General features: G+C 35.9%; 13 protein-coding genes. 8 read left to right on the top strand and 5 right to left on the bottom strand.

What is annotated here, in order from left to right:
• Positions 1–129: 129 nt before the first annotated feature.
• A complete protein-coding gene (locus I5M32_RS02700) occupies positions 130–3,246 on the top strand; it encodes a glycoside hydrolase family 2 TIM barrel-domain containing protein (protein WP_200584640.1) in 3,117 nt (1,038 codons plus the stop codon).
• A gap of 20 nt (positions 3,247–3,266) precedes the next feature.
• Positions 3,267–4,157: a DUF72 domain-containing protein gene (locus I5M32_RS02695; protein ID WP_200584639.1), complete on the top strand. Its 891-nt coding sequence runs from the start codon at positions 3,267–3,269 to the stop codon at positions 4,155–4,157.
• A gap of 56 nt (positions 4,158–4,213) precedes the next feature.
• On the opposite strand, the gene I5M32_RS02690 is transcribed toward I5M32_RS02695, so the two are convergent.
• Positions 4,214–4,969, bottom strand: coding sequence for a lytic transglycosylase domain-containing protein (locus tag I5M32_RS02690; RefSeq protein WP_200584638.1), 756 nt, complete (start codon positions 4,967–4,969; stop codon positions 4,214–4,216).
• 219 nt (positions 4,970–5,188) lie between these two features.
• On the opposite strand from I5M32_RS02690, the gene I5M32_RS02685 reads away from it, so the two are divergent.
• Positions 5,189–6,661: a pseudouridine synthase gene (locus I5M32_RS02685; protein ID WP_200584637.1), complete on the top strand. Its 1,473-nt coding sequence runs from the start codon at positions 5,189–5,191 to the stop codon at positions 6,659–6,661.
• Positions 6,662–6,884: 223 nt separating this feature from the next.
• Here the strand turns inward: I5M32_RS02685 and I5M32_RS02680 are convergent, their stop codons facing one another.
• Positions 6,885–7,871, bottom strand: a complete 987-nt coding sequence (locus I5M32_RS02680) for a D-alanine--D-alanine ligase (protein ID WP_200584636.1) — start codon at positions 7,869–7,871, stop codon at positions 6,885–6,887.
• A 153-nt stretch (positions 7,872–8,024) separates the two neighbouring features.
• Here I5M32_RS02680 and I5M32_RS02675 point away from each other — a divergent pair, with 153 nt between their 5' ends.
• Genes I5M32_RS02675 through I5M32_RS02655 form a run of 5 tightly spaced genes read left to right on the top strand, consistent with a single transcriptional unit; the run spans position 8,025 to position 11,598 of the window.
• Positions 8,025–8,792: a PASTA domain-containing protein gene (locus I5M32_RS02675; RefSeq protein ID WP_200584635.1), complete on the top strand. Its 768-nt coding sequence runs from the start codon at positions 8,025–8,027 to the stop codon at positions 8,790–8,792.
• A gap of 2 nt (positions 8,793–8,794) precedes the next feature.
• Positions 8,795–9,100 carry a rhodanese-like domain-containing protein gene (locus I5M32_RS02670; RefSeq protein WP_200584634.1) on the top strand — a complete coding sequence of 102 codons (306 nt, stop codon included), beginning with the start codon at positions 8,795–8,797 and terminating at the stop codon, positions 9,098–9,100.
• A 51-nt stretch (positions 9,101–9,151) separates the two neighbouring features.
• Positions 9,152–10,198: an endolytic transglycosylase MltG gene (mltG, locus tag I5M32_RS02665; RefSeq protein ID WP_200584633.1), complete on the top strand. Its 1,047-nt coding sequence runs from the start codon at positions 9,152–9,154 to the stop codon at positions 10,196–10,198.
• Complete coding sequence (locus I5M32_RS02660) at positions 10,198–10,605, top strand: acyl-CoA thioesterase (RefSeq protein WP_200584632.1); 408 nt, start codon at positions 10,198–10,200, stop codon at positions 10,603–10,605. Before mltG ends, I5M32_RS02660 begins: the two co-directional genes overlap by 1 nt.
• A gap of 9 nt (positions 10,606–10,614) precedes the next feature.
• On the top strand, positions 10,615–11,598 hold the full coding sequence (locus I5M32_RS02655; RefSeq protein WP_200584631.1) for a YihY/virulence factor BrkB family protein: 984 nt from the start codon (positions 10,615–10,617) through the stop codon (positions 11,596–11,598).
• Positions 11,599–11,651: 53 nt separating this feature from the next.
• Here I5M32_RS02655 and I5M32_RS02650 read toward each other — a convergent pair whose 3' ends face one another.
• The 3 genes from I5M32_RS02650 to I5M32_RS02640 form a co-directional block, all read right to left on the bottom strand.
• On the bottom strand, positions 11,652–12,830 hold the full coding sequence (locus I5M32_RS02650; RefSeq protein WP_200584630.1) for a tetratricopeptide repeat protein: 1,179 nt from the start codon (positions 12,828–12,830) through the stop codon (positions 11,652–11,654).
• A 27-nt stretch (positions 12,831–12,857) separates the two neighbouring features.
• On the bottom strand, positions 12,858–15,464 hold the full coding sequence (gene gyrA, locus I5M32_RS02645) for a DNA gyrase subunit A (RefSeq protein ID WP_200584629.1): 2,607 nt from the start codon (positions 15,462–15,464) through the stop codon (positions 12,858–12,860).
• Between the two features lie 213 nt (positions 15,465–15,677).
• Positions 15,678–16,262 carry a riboflavin synthase gene (locus I5M32_RS02640; protein ID WP_200584628.1) on the bottom strand — a complete coding sequence of 195 codons (585 nt, stop codon included), beginning with the start codon at positions 16,260–16,262 and terminating at the stop codon, positions 15,678–15,680.
• Between the last annotated feature and the right edge of the window lie 3 nt (positions 16,263–16,265).

The following is a 16,265-nucleotide window of genomic DNA, read 5'->3' as shown; positions in this document are numbered from 1 at the left end:
AATTCTGTTCAAAATAAATTACTAGAAAGTTGGGAAATGTTAAGGATCCTGAAAAAAAATGATTTTTCGTTCGGGTGGAAATACTAAAATGAAAACCTAAAAATTATTATACCTCTTAAAAAAAATGAAATGAAAGTTATAAGATTATTTATCATCATCTTATTATTTGGTAATGATGCCTTATTTGCCCAAAATCAAAACGCAGATTGGGAAAACACAAAAGTTATCCAGATCAATACCGTAAAACCACATGCTACATTTGTACCGTTTGAGTCATCGGCCTTAGCCAAAAAAAACGAACTTGTAAAATCAGAGTATTTTAAATCCCTTAACGGAAACTGGAAATTTAATTGGTCTAAAAACCCGGCAGAACGTCCTTTAGATTTTTACAAAACAGACTATGATATTAGTGAATGGAAAACAATACCGGTACCTAGCGATTGGCAAATGTATGGTTACGATTTTCCAATTTACACTAACCAGGTATATCCATTTCCTAAAAACCAACCTTTTGTTTCTCATACCTATAACCCCGTTGGATCATACCGTAAACATTTCGATATTCCAACAAATTGGGACAAAAAACAAATCTTACTACACTTTGGTGGCGTAAATTCTGCGTTTTATGTTTGGGTAAATGGAATAAAAGTGGGTTATAGCGAAGGCAGTAAAACTCCAGCAGAATTTAATATCACTAAATACATCAAAAAAGGCAAAAATGATTTGGCGGTTGAAGTGTATCGGTGGTGCGATGGAAGTTATTTAGAAGATCAAGATTTTTGGCGTTTAAGCGGCATAGAACGAGATGTTTACTTATTGGCCGTACCCGAAGTTAGTATAAGGGATTTTGAGGTTGGGGCAAGTTTAGATAATAATTATCAAGATGGATTGCTAAACCTATCCATAGATTTAGAAAATCATCTTAAAAAAGCAAAAAACTATTCGGTTAGTGCTATATTAACAGATGCTGATGGTAAAACCATCTATAGTTCATCAAAAAAAGTATCATTTTCTGATAGTTCTTATGTAGTCAAATTTAACAATACCATCCCTAACGTTAAAAAATGGAGCGCAGAGCAACCTAATCTTTATGATTTAATGCTCATTTTATCGCAAAAGGGAAAAGAAAGCCAATTTATCGATAAAAAAATAGGCTTTAGAACAAGTGAAATAAAAGATGGACAACTTTTGGTAAACGGAAAACTCATCCTGCTAAAAGGTGTAAACAAGCATGAGCATAACCCGATTACCGGTCATGTTATTTCTCGTGAGCAAATGATAGCCGATATTAAATTGATGAAAGCTTTCAATATTAATGCTGTAAGAACTTGCCATTACCCTAACGACCCATTGTGGTACCAACTATGCGATCAATATGGGATTTATTTGTGGGATGAAGCAAATATAGAGTCGCATGGTTACGGATATGATACCAATAAAACTTTAGGAAACAATCCAGATTTTAAGGAAATGCACTTAAATCGTATGGAAAGGATGGTAGAAAGAGATAAAAACCATCCCTCTGTTATTGTTTGGAGCATGGGAAATGAAGCTGGTGATGGTGTAAATTTTTTAGCTGGTTACCATTATCTTAAACAAAGAGACCCTTCTCGTCCTGTACACTATGAAAGAGCAGAAAGACAGGGAAAAGATTTTCAGCAACGCCATACCGATATTATTCCTTGGATGTATGCAAATATAGCGAGTATTAAGAATAGGTATTTAGGCAAATACCCCGATAGGCCTTTTATTTGGTGCGAATACTCTCATGCAATGGGTAATAGTAATGGTAATATTATAGAAGATTGGGACCTTGTGAGGGATAATAAACAAATGCAGGGCGGTTTTATTTGGGACTGGATGGATCAAGGCATTAAAATCACTGCGCAAAACGGTAGTGTTTATTATGGCTATGGCGGCGATTTTGAACCCAAAGAATTTAATAACGATAATAACTTTTGTGCGAACGGTTTAATAAGCTCTGATAGAACCCCGCACCCGGCAATTTATGAGGTAAAAAAAGCCTACCAAAATATTCATATTAAACCTATTGATATAAATTCTCTCAAATTTGAATTATATAACGAGTTCTTTTTTAATGATTTAAGCAATTACGAGATTGATTTTGAGATTTTAAACAATGGAAATGTTGTTAAAGCTGGCAAGCAAAGCTTTTTACCCACTCAACCACATCAAAAAACCGAATTTACGATTGCCCCCTTTGCAATGAATAAAAATTTTGGCGGCGAGTTTTTTATCAACTTTAAAGTAAAACAGATTAAGGATAGTTTGTTGATCGATGCAGATCATGTAGTTGCCACAGAACAATTTTTTTGGAAAAAGGAGACCATTGATCATTTAGAGACCAAAGAAAAAAGGAATTTAATTACCAATGTTAAAGGAAACCTTTTAACCATCACCGGAAAAGATGTGGTTTTTAAATTCGATTTGAGCAAAGCCTCCTTAATCTCTTACCAAACAAACAACAAAGAAAACCTTTTAAAACCAATAATAGTGAACTTTTGGCGGGCACCAACTGATAACGACTTTGGTAATAAGATGCAAAAAAAATCATATCCGTGGAAAATTGCAGTAGATAGTATGGTGGTTAAAAATTATAATTTGATCAATAAAAACGGAGTAACTACCTTAACTTTCGATTGTAGTTTACCTACCGTTAACTCTACAATCATAACTACTTATACTTTACATAATAGTGGCAAAATAGATATAGAAAACAATTTAGATATTCTTGATGAAAAAACACCAGATTTACCGCGGTTAGGGATGAATTTTCAGATCGCAAAAGAATTTAATCAGGTTAAATGGTATGGAAGAGGCCCTTTTGAAAATTATCAAGATCGTAAGCAAGCAGCAGACATTGGCTTATATAACTTAAATGTTGCCGATTTCTATTTTCCATACATTCGCCCTCAAGAAAACGGGGAAAGAACAGATACCCGTTGGTTTACCTTAAGCAATGGCGATTTTAATGGCTTTAAAATAACTGCCGATAGCACCATAGATTTTAATGTACAACATAACACCATTGCAGATTTTGACGATGGCAGCCAAAAACACCAACGCCATACCATTGATGTTGTACCGCAAAATTTTGTGGAAGTTAATGTTGATTTTAAGCAACGTGGGGTTGCAGGAGATAATAGTTGGGGCGCATTACCAATGGATCAATATCGGTTGCTAAAAGGTAATTATAACTATAAGTTTAGCATAGAAAAACTTTAAATATCCTTTAAAATAAAAAAATGCAGTTTGGTAAAGTAAACAATCCTTCAGAAATAGATTTTAGCCTTCCGGCAGATGATAAAAAAACAGTAGAGGTTTTAAAAGGAAATAAACGGAAAAAAAACTTTGAGGTTTATGTAGGTTGCGCCAAATGGAATAAAACCGATTTAAAAGGTTTTTACCCAAAGAAAACCAGAGATGAGTTAGCGTATTATTCTACACAGTTTAATTCCATAGAATTAAACGCCACTTTTTACAAAATCCCCGATAGGGAACAAGTGATAACTTGGAAAGAAAAAACACCTAAAGACTTTAAGTTTTTCCCTAAAATATCAAACACCATTAGTCATTTTAAAAGGTTAAGTAACATAAGCGAACCATTGACGGCATATTGCGATGCCATTAGCAACTTTGAGGAAAAACTAGGGATGGTGTTTTTGCAATTGCATGATAATTTTAAACCAAAAGATTTTGATCGTTTACAAACCTTTGTAACAGAATTTCCTAAGGCACTACCATTGGCAATTGAATTAAGAAACGAAGAATGGTTTACAGATGAGAAAATAGCTGAGGAAATATTCCACCTGTTTCATAAAAATCATGTTTCAAATATCATTGTTGATACTGCTGGCAGAAGAGATATGTTGCACATGAAACTAACTACCCCTCGGGCATTTGTTCGCTATGTTGGTGCAAATCACGATAGTGATTATAAAAGGCTAGACGATTGGATAGAAAGGGTCGTAAAATGGAAAAGTGAAGGATTACAAGAACTTAACTTTTTTGTCCACCAGAATATAGAAAAAGCATCTCCCTTATTATCCGCTTATTTTATCGAGAAATTGAATAAAGCTTTGGGTATCAATTTGCATGTACCCGTTATGGCAATAGACCAGCCTACCTTATTTTAACAAAAAAGCCCCTTATGTTTCCATAAAGAGCTTTTTATCGCTTTTTGAAGTATTTTTTAATTTTGTAAGGCCAACAATTTTCTGGCATTTCTTATTTTATAACCATAATCTTGTGGATGCTCAATCACTTCTTTCATAGAGATTAAACTGTAAACATATTTCCCTGTTTCATGGTTTAACTTCATTTTAAAGTAATCATCTTGCTTTTGGGATTTAATCTGCCGCCACATTCTACCTTCGCCGCCATTGTATGCTGCCGCTGCCAATGTCCAGCTATCAAACTGTTTGTATAAATCCTTAATGTATTTGGCGGCAGCAACGGTTGCTAAACGTACATTCATACGCTCATCGATCTTATCGTTTACCGTTAAACCATAATCTCTACCTGTTTGGGGCATAAATTGCCATAAACCTGCAGCGCCTTTTGGCGAGTACTGTCCACGTTTCATTCCACTTTCTATCAATGGGATGTACTTGAAATCTTCTGGGATACCATATTTCTTTAAAATAGGCTCGATAATGGGAAACCAAACTTCTGCGTTTTGGTGAAGCTGGTAGGTTTGCATATTTTTATAAGAATTTGCTTTTAGGGCTTGTTCCATTTTATGATCTATATGCTTATTTCCGGTAGGTACCAATTCATTGGCAAAGCTCAAAGTATTCTCATCATTGCTTTCTAAATTGCTTTTGATAGAGTCTAAATCTGCTTTTACAACAGGTTGATGTATGGCTGGGTAACTGTAACCAAATATTTTTGTTAGTGTAAAAAACACCAACACTAGGCCACAAGTTATCATGATTTTCTTTTTCATAATTTCTTGTTTAATTATTCATTTTAACAAAAAGCTGCGCAAAGGTAGCTTTTATATACCACATTTTCAAATAGTTATAAAATTTACTGTTTTTGGGGTGTCAAAAAACAGCCTAGAGCCGCTTTAAAACCACCTTTATCAACCCAATCATAAACTTCTGATTTATAAAGATTTTTGTATCTTTGCACCCCTTAAAAGAGGTATATTAAAAAACAGACCATGCCATTTAATAAAGACAGGAACAGTCGGGATGACAAATCCAAAAAAAACTATAAATCTGATAGACCTGAATCTACCGACAGGTTTAAAACTGATAGAAATTCTTCAACCTCCTCAACCTCCTCGTCGGGCTATAAAAAGAAAGACGATTCTAGCTTCAATAGAGAAAGAAAGCCATATGGCGACAGAAACTCTACAGGGGAAAGAAAAACACCCTATGGCTCTAGGGAAGGGAGCAGTAGTTCTTATGGCAATAAAAAACCTTATGGCTCTCGCAGCGAAGGAGCTTATGGCGATAAAAGGCCTTACGGAACACGAAGCGAGGGTGATGGGAAACCTTACGGGGATAGAAGAGAAAATTATGGGGATAGAAAACCTTTTGGCAAAAAAGAAGGCACCTCTTATGGAGATAGAAAACCTTGGGATGATAAAAGAGAAGTAAACGACCGTAAAAAAAGCTTCCAAAAAAAAGACCATTCTTTTGAGGGCAGGAAAGCATACGGAGAAAAGAGACCTTTTGGCGGTGCTACCGATAATGATGATAGAAAACCTTCTATAGACAGGAAAAAGAGTTTTGATGGAGAAAGAAAACATTTTGGCAATAGAGATACTTATGCCAAAAAGGATGGTTCTTCTTTAAGAAAAAGAAATGATAAACCAGAAGAGAACAGAAATTACGGGCATGAGTTTATTAATGATGATCAAATAAAATTAAAGAGCAGAAGTAGCAACAAAAGCTTTAAAAAAGAGGATGACCTTATTAGATTGAACAGGTTTATCTCTAATGCAGGCATTTGCAGTAGAAGAAAAGCAGATGAATTAATTGCCGCTGGCGTTGTTTCTGTTAACGGCGAACCTATAACAGAATTGGGGACTAAGATAAACCCAGCAACAGATCAAGTGAGATATAATGGCGAACTCTTAAAAAGAGGAAAAATGGTTTATGTTTTACTAAACAAACCGAAAGATTATATCACCACAACCGATGATCCACAAGAACGAAAAACGGTAATGGATTTGGTGGATAAAGCCACTAATGACCGTATTTATCCTGTTGGGCGGTTAGATAGAAACACAACCGGATTATTATTGTTAACCAACGACGGTGATTTGGCGGATAAACTTTCGCATCCAAAAAACAGTATCTCTAAAATATATAACGTAGAGCTAGATAAAAATCTTTCTCAAGGAGATTTCAATAAGATAGCCTTTGGTATTGAGCTGGAAGATGGCTTTATAAAACCCGACGATATAAGATATGTAAGCGGTGGCAGCAAAAATGAAATCGGGATACAAATACATAGCGGCAAAAACCGGATCGTAAGAAGAATTTTTGAAAGTTTAGGCTATGAGGTTGTAAAACTTGATCGTGTTATTTATGCCAATCTTACCAAAAAAGACCTTACCCGTGGGCGTTGGAGGTATTTAACAGAACAAGAGATCATCCAATTAAAGCATTTTACAAAAGGATAATCTTATGGCCAATGGTATAGATCATGGCTATAATTATTTTAAAAGCCCCACGGCTGAAACCGTGGGCAAAAATTTAAAAGCCTACGGTTGAAACCGTGGGCTATAATTATTTCAAAAACCACATGGTTGAAACCATGGGCAAAAATCATTTTAAAAACCCCACGGTTGAAACCGTGGGCAAAAATCATTTTAAAAACCCCACGGTTGAAACCGTGGGCTATAATTATTTGAAGGCTTCTTCTATCAATAATGAATAAAAATCTTTCATTTTCATCCCTGTGGCTTTAACTTGTTGGGGGATAATACTGTTTTCAGACTGCCCAGGAACGGTATTGATTTCGATGAAAAAGAACTCTTCTGTGTAATCTTGCAGAATAAAATCTATCCTAACCATGCCCCTGCAATTTAATTTGGCATAAATAGCAATTACAATTTCATTTATTTTTAATGTTTGTTCTGCCAAAATTTTAGCCGGCGTAATTTCTTCAGTAACGCCGCTTGTATATTTGGCCTCATAATCAAAAAATTCTTTTGATGATCTTATCTCTGTGATGGGTAGCACCAAAATATCACCGTTTCTTTTGTATGCCCCAACGGTAAATTCCCTTCCTTTTATAAATTCTTCTATTAGAATCTGATCATCCTCGGCGAAAGCCTTATTTAATGCTAATTGTAATTGATCCCAATGGTTTACTTTAGACATCCCGATGCTACTGCCACCATTGTTTGGTTTAATAAACAACGGGAGTTTTAATTGGCTCTCGATTTCCTTAACGTTAGAGCTCTCTTGTTTAAACAGTTGGATAGAATTAGCGGTATTTAGGGCATTTATATCTTTAACAACTGCTTTTGTATAACCTTTATTCATGGTTAAGGCAGATGTAGTGGCATCGCAAGTGGTGTAAGGTATTTTCAACAGATCAAAATAACTTTGCATTTTGCCGTCTTCGCCGGGAGTGCCATGTACCACTATAAAAACAACATCAAACTTTATTTTTTCCCCATCAATTTGTATGCTGAAATCATTTTTATCGATCAATACCTTTTCATTGTTTTTTGTTTGATGATACCATTCTTCTCTATTGATTATTATCCTATAAACTTGATAAATATTTATACCTAACTGGCTTTCAATTTGTTCTGCTCCTTTTATTGAAACCTCGTATTCGCCTGTAAAACCTCCTGCAAGCAAGGCTACTTTTTTTTTCATCTCATTTTAGTTTAAACCCGGCAAAAGAATCGGATAATTAATGTTTGTCAAATATAAATTTTATCTTTTATGCGCCCATTTTTGTAGATAATTAAATTCAATCAATTTCTTTAAATTGGTTAAGTTTGCACAAATGATTATACCTAATTGTAAATGAGTAAATTCTTTAAATATTTAGCAACACCAACCTTCCGCAAAAACCTGATCATTGCTTTTGCTGTATTCAGTATTTTAATATTTTCATTATTTATAAGTTTACGCTTTTACACACGCCATGGCCAAGGCAAGCCTGTGCCTAATTTAAAAGGTTTATCTGTTGAGAAAGCTGTTGAGACCCTAGAGAACGAAGGCTTTAGGTACCAGATAGATTCTGTTTTTGTTTTGGATAAAGCCCCCGGGCTTGTAACAGAGCAAGATCCAGATGCAAATACCAACGTAAAGGATAACCGGATGATTTACCTAACCATTGTGAGTTCACAAACCCCTGATGTAAATTTCCCCGATATAGAAAATAAAACTTTTATTGAAGCACAGGCCATGCTAAGTAATTATGGGCTTAAGGTTGGTGATACCACCTATCATTCTGATATAGCAAGGGATGCCGTTTTGGGGTTCACATTTGCAGGGCAACCCATAAAAATTGGACAAAAGGTGCCAAAAGGCTCTAAGATCAACTTGATATTAGGAGATGGGTACGGGGCAAGCGAAGTAGAATTACCAAACCTTGTGGGCTTAACTTTAAGCGAGGCAATGTTTTCTATAAAGGGCGCTTCTTTAAGATTGGGCACCATCAGTTACCAAGGGGCCATTACCGATAGTTTAAGCGCAGTTATTAAATTTCAAACCCCTGCTTACAGCCCAGACTCTTTAATAAAAGTTAATATTGGCACCAACATAAATGTTGTTTTATCTAACCCGTAATTATGGAAGATATTTTTGCAGAGGATTTTATAAGGTTGAGGCAAGAAAACCCGAACATCCAAATTATTGATGTGAGGGAAAAATTAGAATTTCATACATTCAACATCGGCGGTACCAATATCCCGTTAGGAGATTTACCAAATGCCATAAAAGAGGATGATTTAGATATAGACCCCAACAAAACTATCATCGTAATTTGCCAAAAAGGCTTACGTAGCAAAACAGCAAAAGTAATTTTACAAAATGCTGGTTTTAGAAAAGCTAAAAACTTAATAGGGGGCCTAATAAAGCTACAAAGTGTCTCTTAATTTTATATCGTTTACCAAAGAAAGATCGTTTTAAAATTTATTAATTATTTAATGGATAATCAAAAGAAAAAAGGTGGCGTAGTTGCTTTAATTTTAGTAGTGTTGGTGGTGTTGGCCGCTGTTTTGATACTGCCTAAGATCTATAAAAAATACTTAAAGGCCAATAGTAAAGTAAGCGGTAAAGCCTATTTATATATCCCCACAAACGCAACCTATCAACAAGTTCTAGATTCTCTAGATAAAAACGAGTTACTGATCGATCAAAGTTCTTTTTTAAGTCTTGCCAAAGATCGCCAACTAAGTACAAAGTTTAAACCTGGTAAATATCCGTTTGTAAAAGGGATGAACAACAGGCAGATTGTAAATATGCTGATAGCTGGAAACCAAGAACCCGTTGATGTGAGCTTTAGAAATATTAGACTAAAAGAGAACTTTGCCGCTCTAGCCTCTAAAAAGCTAGAGTTCGATTCTTCATCTTTCATTCATCTTTTGGATTCTGCTGATTTTGTAGCAAAATATGGTTTTACGAAAGACAACGTTTATACCATGTTTATTCCTAATTCTTACCAAATGTATTGGAATATTTCTGCAAAGGATTTCTTTGAAAGGATGAATAAAGAATATAGAACTTTTTGGACGGATGAAAGAAAAAATAAGGCAAAGGAAATAGGGCTATCTCCACAAGAAGTTACCATTTTAGCATCTATTGTAGATGCAGAGGCTTTAATGGATAAAGAAATGCCAACAATTGCAGGCTTATACCTAAACCGTTTAAACAAAGGCATCAAACTAGAGGCAGATCCAACGGTAATATTTGCCAATAATGATTTCAGTATTAGGAGAGTTCTAAATCGCCATTTAAGAAAAGATTCTCCTTACAATACTTATATGTACAAAGGCCTACCGCCCGGGCCGATCATGATGCCTTCAATAGCTGCAATTGATGCGGTATTAAATCATGAAAACCATAACTATATCTATATGTGCGCCAAGGAAGATTTTTCTGGGTACCATAATTTTTCTGATAATATCAAAGATCACCAAGCAAATGCAAAAAGATTTCAAAAAGCTTTAAATGAAAGGAATATCAAGAAATAATGTTTGCTTTTGAAACTAGTTTAAGGGTAAGATATGCCGATACAGATCAAATGGGCTATATGTATTACGGCAATTACGCCGCTTTTTTTGAAGTAGCCCGTACAGAAATGCTAAGGAGCTTAGGTTTATCTTACAAAGCTATGGAAGAGACAGGGATAATGATGCCTGTTTTAGAGCTAAAATGCAAATACATTAAGCCCGCCTTGTATGATGAGCTGATCAAGATCAAGGTTATCATCAACCAGAAACCTAGCGTAAGAATAATTTTTAATTATGAGCTTTATAATGGTTTAAATGATTTGATTCACCTGGGCGAAACAACCTTGGTATTTGTAAATATAGAAAAAAACAAACCTTGTTTACCCCCCAAAAACTTTATGGAAAAGATTGAAACTTATTTTCCTTAACTTAGATCAATGTTGTGGTTAAATAAGTTTCTGTTAAGATTTAAGTTTTACCAAACTTTTATAGCATGGACAAAGATAATTGTTTTGCCAGGCTTTAGCCCCCTACCGCTTTATACGGTTGCTTCATTTTTCTTTCAAGAGATCCAGAAAGATTCTTTGGTAAATAAGGCATCTTCCTTGGCCTATAATTTTATGATGGCCTTGTTCCCTTCTATCATATTTTTGTTTACGCTTATCCCTTACATCCCAATTGATAATTTCCAAAACCAATTGATGGCACTTATTTCGCTTTTATTGCCAGAAAACGCTTATTTGGCCTTTGAATCTACTTTAGAGGATATCGTAAAGAACCAAAACTCTAAATTGCTTTCTTTGGGCTTTATATTGGCTCTATTTTTTGCCACTAATGGTATAAACACTTTAATGCGGGCTTTTAACAAGTCATCTTTAATTGTTGAAACCCGTAGCTGGTTTAAACAGCGTTTTGTTGCCCTTAACCTTACTTTGCTTACTGCTTTTTCTTTAATTATCGGGGTTGCCGTAATGGTTATCGGTGAGTTTGTGATCACTTTTATCAGAAACGAATTACACCTGAAAGATGGTGCCTTTTGGATTTACCTAATTATGATAAGCCGTTGGTTAATCATTATCATAGTTTACTTTGTTACCACCTCAATGTTATACAGATATGGGCCGGCAAACTCTAAGAAATGGAGGTTCTTTAGTGCCGGATCATGGTTTGCAACTATCTTGGCGGTTTTAACATCATTAGGGTTTTCTTTTTACATCAACAATTTTGGCACTTACAACAAGCTTTATGGCTCTATTGGTACTTTATTGGTGGTTATGCTGTGGTTGTACTTAAATTCTTTGATACTATTGATCGGTTTTGAGTTAAATGCAAGTTTAGATCTTTCTAAAAGGACCGTAAAAATACATAAGCCAAGGTTCAATTCTTTTAAAAATGCACCTACAGAAAAACTAGGGCAATAAAAAAGTCCCGAGATAGATCCGGGACTTATTTTAAATACGATTATCTTAAAAATCTACATCTGATCCAAAGCTTTCTTAACTTCTGCCGCTTTATCTAATTTATTAAGCTTAATGTAAACCTCTCTTAGTGTGGTTAAAACATTAACATCTTTAGGGTTAAGTTCCCTAGCTTTTTCTAGTAATGGCAATGCGTTGGCAAGTTCTGTTTCAAAGCTCTTTTTTAGGCTATTATACTTTGCTTCAGAGGCTTTATTATTGGGTAACTTGTTAGCTTGGTTAATAAAATCGTTGCCTTTATTGATATAGATTACCGCCAAATTATAAATGGCATCGGTATAACTTGGATCAATTTCTAATGCTTTTTTATAAGATTCTTCTGCTTTGGCTAAATCTTTATTGGCAGAATAAGCAATACCCGCCACAAAATATAAGGTTTTGTTTTTGGGGTCTTTGCTAATGGCGTTCTCTATTTTGGATATTTGCTGTGCCGCTTGCCCCCTGTTTATGTATATATTTAACTCATCATAGATCAAGGTCATAAATTCTGGGTGTTTTGCCCTACCTTCTTCTATTACTTTTAAAGCGTTAGCGGTATCTGTTTTGGTTAAATAAATTGTAGCAAGTTCATGGTACAAAGCTGGGTTTTTTGGGTTTACCTCTATTGTTTTTTGGTAATATTTTGCAGCCTCATCATACATTTGTGCGCTGTTAGCGGCAATTGCAGTGTACATATTAAATAAAGAATCTTGCGGCTTTACATCTGCAATAAACTTAAAAGATTTGTAGGCTTCTTTATAATCCTTCTTGTTAAATGCTGCAACCCCTTTGTTTTGCATCATTATGGCTAAATTCTGTTCAGAGCTTTCAATGTATTTGGTATTTTCTTTTTTCGTATCCAACTCTTTGGCTTTGGCGATCGCTTCTTGTGCTGTTTTAAAAGCGGCTTCGGCGTTTTCTTTATTCACGGTATCTGTTACCGCAATTGAAGAATAAATAATTGATCGATAGGCCCATAATTCTGGGTTATCTTTTGTTTTATCATTTGTTATGGCCTTATCGGTTGATTCTTTTGCTAAATTTAAAAGCTCCAATTGTTTTTTCATCGGAGATTTTGTTTGTAAACCTACTTCATATAATGCGTAGTTCTGCTTCGCCGCGTTTATCTCGCTTTTTTGCGCAAAGGCAACAAAAAAGCAAGAAAGCATCATTAAACTTAAAATCGTCTTTTTCATTCTTTAAAATTTTTGTTCTTAATTTATTTATTCCTCATTGTTATCTTCTTCGTTTTCAGAATCCTCTTCATCCGGTTCTGTTTCATCGCTCATGTCTTCTAAAGATTCTTCTACAATATCCAAAATCTCGCCATCGGTAACGATAACGCTTTCATCAATCGCTTCTTCATCGTCATGCTCTACCTTGGCAACAGAAGCAATGGCATCATTTCCCTTAAGTGTGATCAATCTTACACCTTGTGTTGCCCTTCCCATTACCCTTAGGCTGCTCATCGCAATCCTGATCACAATACCAGAACGGTTGATGATCATTAAATCGTCTTTATCGGTTACATCTTTTATAGAAACCAGTTTACCTGTTTTTTCTGTTACGTTAATGGTTTTTACACCTTTCCCGCCCCTATTGGTAACACGGTAGTCGTCAACATCGGTTCTTTTTCCGTAACCGTTTTCAGAAACCACCAAAATAGTGCTTTCGTTTGACTCAACACTTATCATACCAACTACCTCGTCATCTGCGCCAGATAAGGTTATTCCTCTTACGCCAGTTGCCGTTCTGCCCATTGGGCGCACTTTAGATTCATTAAACCTAATGGCCCTTCCACTACGTAAAGCCATTACAATTTCTGAAGTACCAGAAGTTAAGTTTGCTTCTAATAATTCATCACCATCATTAATGTTAATGGCGTTTATACCATTGCTACGTGGGCGGCTGTAAGCTTGTAGAGTTGTTTTTTTGATGGTACCTTTCTTGGTACACATGATAATACAGTTGTTCTCTAAGTATTCTTGGTCTTTAAGGTTTACAACTTTGATGTATGCCCTTATTTTCTCTTCCTTTTCTATGTTGATGATATTCTGGAGCGCCCGTCCTTTGCTAGTCCGTGTTCCTTCCGGAATTTCAAAAACCCTTAACCAGTAACATTTTCCCCTATCGGTAAAAAACAACAAGTAATTGTGGTTAGAAGCGATAAAGATATGTTCTATAAAATCCTCGTCCCTAGAGTTTGACCCTAAGCTCCCTTTGCCTCCCCTACCTTGTGTGCGGTATTCTGTTAAGGCAGTTCTTTTGATATAGCCTTCCCTAGAAATGGTAATTACAACGTCTTCATCCTCGATAAAGTCTTCGGTCATCATCTCTGCTGCCGAGTGGACTATTTGGGTCCTACGCTCATCACCATATTTATCTTTCATCTCTTGCAACTCATCTTTAATGATCTGCATCCTTAAACCTTCGTCATTTAAGATAGAATTCAAATACTCGATGGTTTTCATCAATTCGGCATACTCGTCTTTGATCTTGTCTCTTTCCAAACCTGTTAAACGACGAAGCGTCATATCCAAGATTGCCCTTGCCTGGATGTCTGATAAGCCAAACTGAGTGATCAACCCTTCCCTAGCTTCATCTGGCGTTTGAGATGCCCTTATCAGTTTAATAACTTCTTCAATATGGTCTAAAGCAATTAATAATCCTTCTAAAATATGGGCCCTCTTTTCTGCTTCTGCAAGTTCAAATTTTGTTCTCCTTACCACCACCTCATGTCGGTGTTCCACAAAATGACGGATCAAATCTTTAAGGTTCAACATCATAGGGCGGCCATGCACCAAGGCGATGTTGTTTACGCTGAAAGAAGTTTGTAAGGCAGTATATTTATAAAGGTTGTTTAAAACGATGGCTGCATTGGCATCACGTTTGATCTCATAAACAACCCGCATCCCATCCCTGTCGCTCTCGTCCCTAATTTCAGAAATACCTTCAATTTTTTTATCGTTAACCAACTCCGCGGTACGCTCGATCATCATGGCTTTATTTACCTGATAAGGTATTTCACTCACAATAATCCTTTCCCTATCGTTTGCTAAAGTTTCAATCTCTGCAACGCCACGCATCATAATACGCCCACGGCCGGTTTCAAAAGCATCTTTTACCCCTTCATAACCATAGATGATACCACCTGTTGGGAAATCTGGTGCCTTGATGTATTGCATCAATTCTGGAACCTCTATCTCTTTATTATCGATGTAGGCCATTATGCCATCAATGCACTCCGTTAAATTATGCGGTGCCATGTTGGTGGCCATACCTACCGCAATACCAGAACCTCCGTTAACCAAAAGATTTGGAAATTTAGAAGGCAGAACCGTTGGTTCTTGTAAAGAATCATCAAAGTTTAAACGATAATCGATAGTATCTTTGTTGATGTCTGCCAACATCTCTTCGGCCATTTTTTTGAAACGAGCCTCTGTGTAACGCATCGCCGCTGGCGAATCGCCATCGATAGACCCAAAGTTACCCTGCCCATCAACCAATGGGTAGCGCAAGCTCCAAGGTTGTGCCATACGTACCATGGTATCATAAACAGAGCTATCGCCATGTGGGTGATACTTACCCAAAACCTCCCCAACAATACGGGCAGATTTTTTATAGGGCTTGTTGCTTGCCAAACCTAGATCCAACATGCCATACAAAACCCTACGGTGTACTGGTTTTAAACCGTCCCTTACATCGGGCAAAGCCCTAGAAACAATAACCGACATCGAATAATCGATGTATGCCGATTTCATTTCTTCCTCAATATTTATTTTAATTATTTTATCGAACTGTTCTTCGTTTTGATCGGTTTCTTCTGCCATAATTTAGTTTATTCGAAATATAGGGATTGCCCTTAAAAAATTGTATGCGAAGTTAATAAATTAAGGTTAATTGGTAGCTTGTTTTGGTAATATTTTTAAGCTTTCTACAGCTCTTTTTATAAGAGATTTTAGTTAGAAACTAAGACAAAGAAAAAAAATCGTTTACACAATAATTTAGTTTGAAAAATCTGAGATTACTAGATATCATCAATTTTATTTCCCCATCATCTTGGCTACATACTTCCCGATAATATCGAACTCCAGGTTTATGGTATCGCCAACTTTAATATTTTGGAGGTTGGTATGCTCATAAGTATAGGGGATGATGGCAACGGAAAAAAAGTTCTTACCAGAATTAACCACCGTTAAACTAATCCCGTTTACACAAACAGAACCTTTTTCTACGGTTAGGTTCCCTTTAGAAGCATCATATTCAAAAGTAAAAACCCAGCTTCCATTAACTTCTTCCAACTTTTTACAAATTGCAGTTTGATCTACATGCCCCTGCACAATATGGCCGTCTAACCTGCCATTCATTTGCATGCAACGTTCTAAGTTTACCAAATCGCCAATGGCAAGATCGCCAATGTTAGATTTTTGTAGGGTCTCTTCAATTGCTGTAACCGTATGCTCATCATCGGCGGTAGCCACAACAGTTAAACAAACACCATTATGGGCAACAGATTGATCTATCTTTAATTCTTTGGAGATAGAAGATTTTATGCTGATGTGCAAATTGCTTTGGTCTTTCTTTAAATGGGAAACCGTACCCAAGGTTTCTATAATTCCTGTAAACAAAAT

Origin of the sequence: Pedobacter segetis, assembly GCF_016623585.1 — a bacterium.
Classification (GTDB): domain Bacteria; phylum Bacteroidota; class Bacteroidia; order Sphingobacteriales; family Sphingobacteriaceae; genus Pseudopedobacter; species Pseudopedobacter segetis.
The sequence above is the reverse complement of the archived record's forward strand: the minus strand, read 5'-3'. Positions and strand labels throughout refer to the sequence as shown.

Bases quoted from the DNA above. Each gene is read 5' to 3' on its own strand.
- I5M32_RS02675 (WP_200584635.1), top strand. From the start codon at position 8,025: ATGAGTAAATTCTTTAAATATTTAGCAACACCAACCTTCCGCAAAAAC.
- I5M32_RS02655 (WP_200584631.1), top strand. From the start codon at position 10,615: ATGTTGTGGTTAAATAAGTTTCTGTTAAGATTTAAGTTTTACCAAACT.
- I5M32_RS02695 (WP_200584639.1), top strand. From the start codon at position 3,267: ATGCAGTTTGGTAAAGTAAACAATCCTTCAGAAATAGATTTTAGCCTT.
- I5M32_RS02700 (WP_200584640.1), top strand. From the start codon at position 130: ATGAAAGTTATAAGATTATTTATCATCATCTTATTATTTGGTAATGAT.
- I5M32_RS02660 (WP_200584632.1), top strand. From the start codon at position 10,198: ATGTTTGCTTTTGAAACTAGTTTAAGGGTAAGATATGCCGATACAGAT.
- I5M32_RS02670 (WP_200584634.1), top strand. From the start codon at position 8,795: ATGGAAGATATTTTTGCAGAGGATTTTATAAGGTTGAGGCAAGAAAAC.
- gyrA (WP_200584629.1), bottom strand. From the start codon at position 15,464: ATGGCAGAAGAAACCGATCAAAACGAAGAACAGTTCGATAAAATAATT.
- mltG (WP_200584633.1), top strand. From the start codon at position 9,152: ATGGATAATCAAAAGAAAAAAGGTGGCGTAGTTGCTTTAATTTTAGTA.
- I5M32_RS02650 (WP_200584630.1), bottom strand. From the start codon at position 12,830: ATGAAAAAGACGATTTTAAGTTTAATGATGCTTTCTTGCTTTTTTGTT.
- I5M32_RS02690 (WP_200584638.1), bottom strand. From the start codon at position 4,969: ATGAAAAAGAAAATCATGATAACTTGTGGCCTAGTGTTGGTGTTTTTT.
- I5M32_RS02685 (WP_200584637.1), top strand. From the start codon at position 5,189: ATGCCATTTAATAAAGACAGGAACAGTCGGGATGACAAATCCAAAAAA.
- I5M32_RS02680 (WP_200584636.1), bottom strand. From the start codon at position 7,871: ATGAAAAAAAAAGTAGCCTTGCTTGCAGGAGGTTTTACAGGCGAATAC.